We start from the raw sequence: 2,937 nt of genomic DNA, 5'->3' as shown, positions 1-2,937 counted from the left end.
GGGCTTTGCAAACTGGGTCCCGCACTTACTTTTTCTACGTCTGCCCAGTTTTCAAATCAATATTTGCCAAAAAGTAAGTGCGGGATCTGAACGACGTAGGAAGCGTTAATCAAAACCGTAAAACACCGAATTTGATTTGAAGAATGTTATAGAAGTTATTCCAGTTTAAAAACTCGTGTACAGGTTTTGATTTATGCTTCCTTGGAGCTCGCCCTGTTAAACACCGCATAGCGGTCCTGCTTCGCAGGGTTTAACAGGGTGGATTTTTACGTCCTGTTTGCAAAGTCCCCGGGCCCTGATGAATAGTTACAACCTGGATATCAAAAACAACCTGGCCTCTAAATTTCGAGCCGGATAGTTCCACCTCGTTGCATTCACCCAATGGACATGCGTGTTGTCCTTGTTGTTGCAGGCGTATGTACTGATTTTGCCAACCATCGCTTCAAAATGCACGTGCCGCTTGACATGAGTTTTACCTGGCTATAATGTATACTCACGGATATACATAAGGGAGGCAAATCATGAAACTGCAAATATCCAAATGGGGCAACAGCCTGGCGGTTCGTTTACCGGTGGAGTGCACCCGCTCCGCCGGCTTACAGGAGGGAGATATCGTCGAGGCCAGCATTACCCCAGCTGGCGCCATCACTCTTATACCTGAAAGGAACTTCGATAAGGCGGCCTTTCTGGAGCGTATTGCCAGGCTGCACGCCAGCATGCATATGACTGAGCCGGTGGTGGAAAACATGCGCCAGGAGGAACGTTACTGATGGTATATGTGGACACCAGCGCCATCGTCGCGCTGCTGACACTCGAACCGAAAACAGAGCAGGTTATCTCCTGGTATGCCAGGCTGCATGACATGCCTGCCGGCTCTGACTGGCTGTTGACTGAATTTTCCAGTGCTGTATCAATCAAGTTGCGCACCGGCCGGATTAACGAGGCAACCGCAAAGCTGGTACGCAAGGAATTTGATTCACTGGTGGATGGCGGACTGCGCATTGTGCCGGTCAGCCGTAATGCCTACAGACAGGCCGCGGCCATGATCAGACGACGTGAAAGCGGGCTGCGATCCGGTGATGCCTTGCATCTTGCTGTCGCTCTGGAACTCGGCGCAAGCCACATGGCGACCCTGGACTGTACGCTGGCAGCCAACGCAAAAAACCATGGACTGGAGTTGGTGGAAATTTGACAGGACGAACCTGCTACTCGTCGGTTCTTTGCTCCGGAGTCGGGCAGCAGGGGGCCATAAATTCATCCAGTGTAATTCCGGGCTTTTTTTCTTTTTCCTTGGCAGACTGCCAAGGCGGACTCCAGGCTCAGGTCTGCCCCTGGGTTATGGTTTGTGTTTCCTTGTTTTGCTCTTGACTCATTACAAAACCTCCAGAATAATCAAAGCTTAGATTCAATGCCTGAGCATTGCATTCATGGTGTTAAAAAAATGAAGTGACCAGTAAAAAATTTTTCGACGTCTCAGGTGCAGCAGGAATCCCGGCGGAAAAAACGTCCCAGAACCGGCATGCCCGCAAGCCAGCTGTTGAGGATGGCTTGGGCGCAGCCCACCCCCGGCCTGACTTTTATGGCTCCGGCCGGACAATTCAGAGCGCAGGCCCCGCACTCCATGCAACCGCCCGGGTCCAAAAGTACAGCCTTTTGCTCACCCACATCAAACACCCTGTGGGGACAAACCTGAACACAGCTCCCGCACCCCATACAGAGCCCTGGATCATACTCCAGTGTAAGCACATCTTCCAGATACCTGAAATCCTGCATTATGCACCTCCTGCCAAGGGACCAAGCCAGCCTGATCCCAGCCAAAGTCCGACCGCAACCAGAATAAGAGCGCCCTGTACCGGCATATACCGGCGCATCTCCCGGTCCACGCCGGAAAGGGAAGTAAAGGTGGTGGACCCGGTATAATGCATGGCAAACCAGGAGGTAAAAGCCATGCAGGCCGCAGTTGCAGCCAGGCCCTGCAAAAATCCTCCAGGGACAGCCACTGCCAGGACAAACCCTGTAAGGGCTCCCGCCAGAAGCCCCTTGGCCGCGAATGCCCGGAAATACAGCTGCCTTAAAAACACCGGGACCAGAAAGACACCGCCTATAAAACCGGTCCACACCACTGCCCATGCTCCAAGCCCGGACAGTGCCGTGCCCTGCAGGCTGAATCCCCCGGGCCCAAGGGCAGCCAGTAGCATACACGCCAGCAGGGCCCAGAGCATGAACCTGCGCGCTCCGTAAACTTCCACCAGGGCCACCAGCAAACGCTGCCCCAGGGGAAATTTTATCCGGCGTAAATCATCAGCAGCCTGCATTTTATTGTCCAGATAGTACGGCAGATCCCTGATTTCCACCGGACCGAACAATGCCTTGAAGCCGCAGAGTCCTCTGATCTTGTGCCCGGCCACCCCTGGAGCAGCCAGCTGGGGTAGCACCAGTGTCCTGTGGTTTACCACCTGTTCAAGTCCGGCATTTTTCACCTGCCGGGCCACTTCCCCGGCGTTGAAGCTCTGCTTGCCTGCGGCGCACCAGACATTTATTCCGTATGTCTCCACCACCAGCAACCAGCAGGAAAGACCTGCAAGTTCCCGGCGCAGGATATCAAAGGTAAGTTTGTAATTGCAGGTAACCAGGACCGGGCTTTGCCCGTCAGGATCACCCAGGGCATACAGCCCGGGAGCCATACGGTAATGATCCCGTCCAGGGCCGAGGCGAGCCAGGGCAGCTTTAATCCGGTCCTGGAGACTCAGACGAGGTGACACCCTGGGCACCAGTCCGGCCGGGGTGGACATCCAGCCGGTTACAAAGGGCCAGGCTCTAAGTCCGGCCCGTTCCCCTGCCGCCTCCGGCGGCAGTTCATTGCGGGGTCCTCAGCATATCTCCTCCCCGGCAGAGTCATAATCTGGAGAAGCTTGAATCTGCAGACCTCCGGCAAAT

The 2,937-nt window shown here is 54.6% G+C and carries 4 protein-coding genes; 2 read left to right on the top strand and 2 right to left on the bottom strand.

What is annotated here, in order from left to right; genetic code table 11:
* Nucleotides 1-521 precede the first annotated feature (521 nt).
* A complete protein-coding gene (locus D5S03_RS08855) occupies nt 522-770 on the top strand; it encodes an AbrB/MazE/SpoVT family DNA-binding domain-containing protein (protein WP_008871050.1) in 249 nt (82 codons plus the stop codon).
* Nucleotides 770-1,192 (top strand): type II toxin-antitoxin system VapC family toxin, encoded by a 423-nt coding sequence (locus D5S03_RS08850; protein ID WP_008871051.1) that lies wholly within the window; start codon nt 770-772, stop codon nt 1,190-1,192. The genes D5S03_RS08855 and D5S03_RS08850 overlap by 1 nt, the downstream gene beginning before the upstream one ends.
* 281 nt (nt 1,193-1,473) lie before the next feature.
* Here D5S03_RS08850 and hgcB read toward each other — a convergent pair whose 3' ends face one another.
* Together hgcB and hgcA are read right to left on the bottom strand one after the other, a co-directional pair.
* Complete coding sequence (gene hgcB / locus D5S03_RS08845; RefSeq protein ID WP_287043558.1) at nt 1,474-1,773, bottom strand: mercury methylation ferredoxin HgcB; 300 nt, start codon at nt 1,771-1,773, stop codon at nt 1,474-1,476.
* On the bottom strand, nt 1,773-2,924 hold the full coding sequence (gene hgcA, locus D5S03_RS08840; protein WP_250697581.1) for a mercury methylation corrinoid protein HgcA: 1,152 nt from the start codon (nt 2,922-2,924) through the stop codon (nt 1,773-1,775). The genes hgcB and hgcA overlap by 1 nt, the downstream gene beginning before the upstream one ends.
* Nucleotides 2,925-2,937 lie beyond the last annotated feature (13 nt).

The organism is Desulfonatronospira sp. MSAO_Bac3 (assembly GCF_003838035.1).
Taxonomy (GTDB): Bacteria; Desulfobacterota; Desulfovibrionia; order Desulfovibrionales; family Desulfonatronovibrionaceae; genus Desulfonatronospira; species Desulfonatronospira thiodismutans.
Note: the sequence above shows the minus strand (reverse complement) of the source record. Positions and strands in the feature narration are given on the sequence as shown.

Bases quoted from the DNA above. Each gene is read 5' to 3' on its own strand.
- D5S03_RS08855 (WP_008871050.1), top strand. From the start codon at position 522: ATGAAACTGCAAATATCCAAATGGGGCAACAGCCTGGCGGTTCGTTTA.
- D5S03_RS08850 (WP_008871051.1), top strand. From the start codon at position 770: ATGGTATATGTGGACACCAGCGCCATCGTCGCGCTGCTGACACTCGAA.
- hgcB (WP_287043558.1), bottom strand. From the start codon at position 1,773: ATGCAGGATTTCAGGTATCTGGAAGATGTGCTTACACTGGAGTATGAT.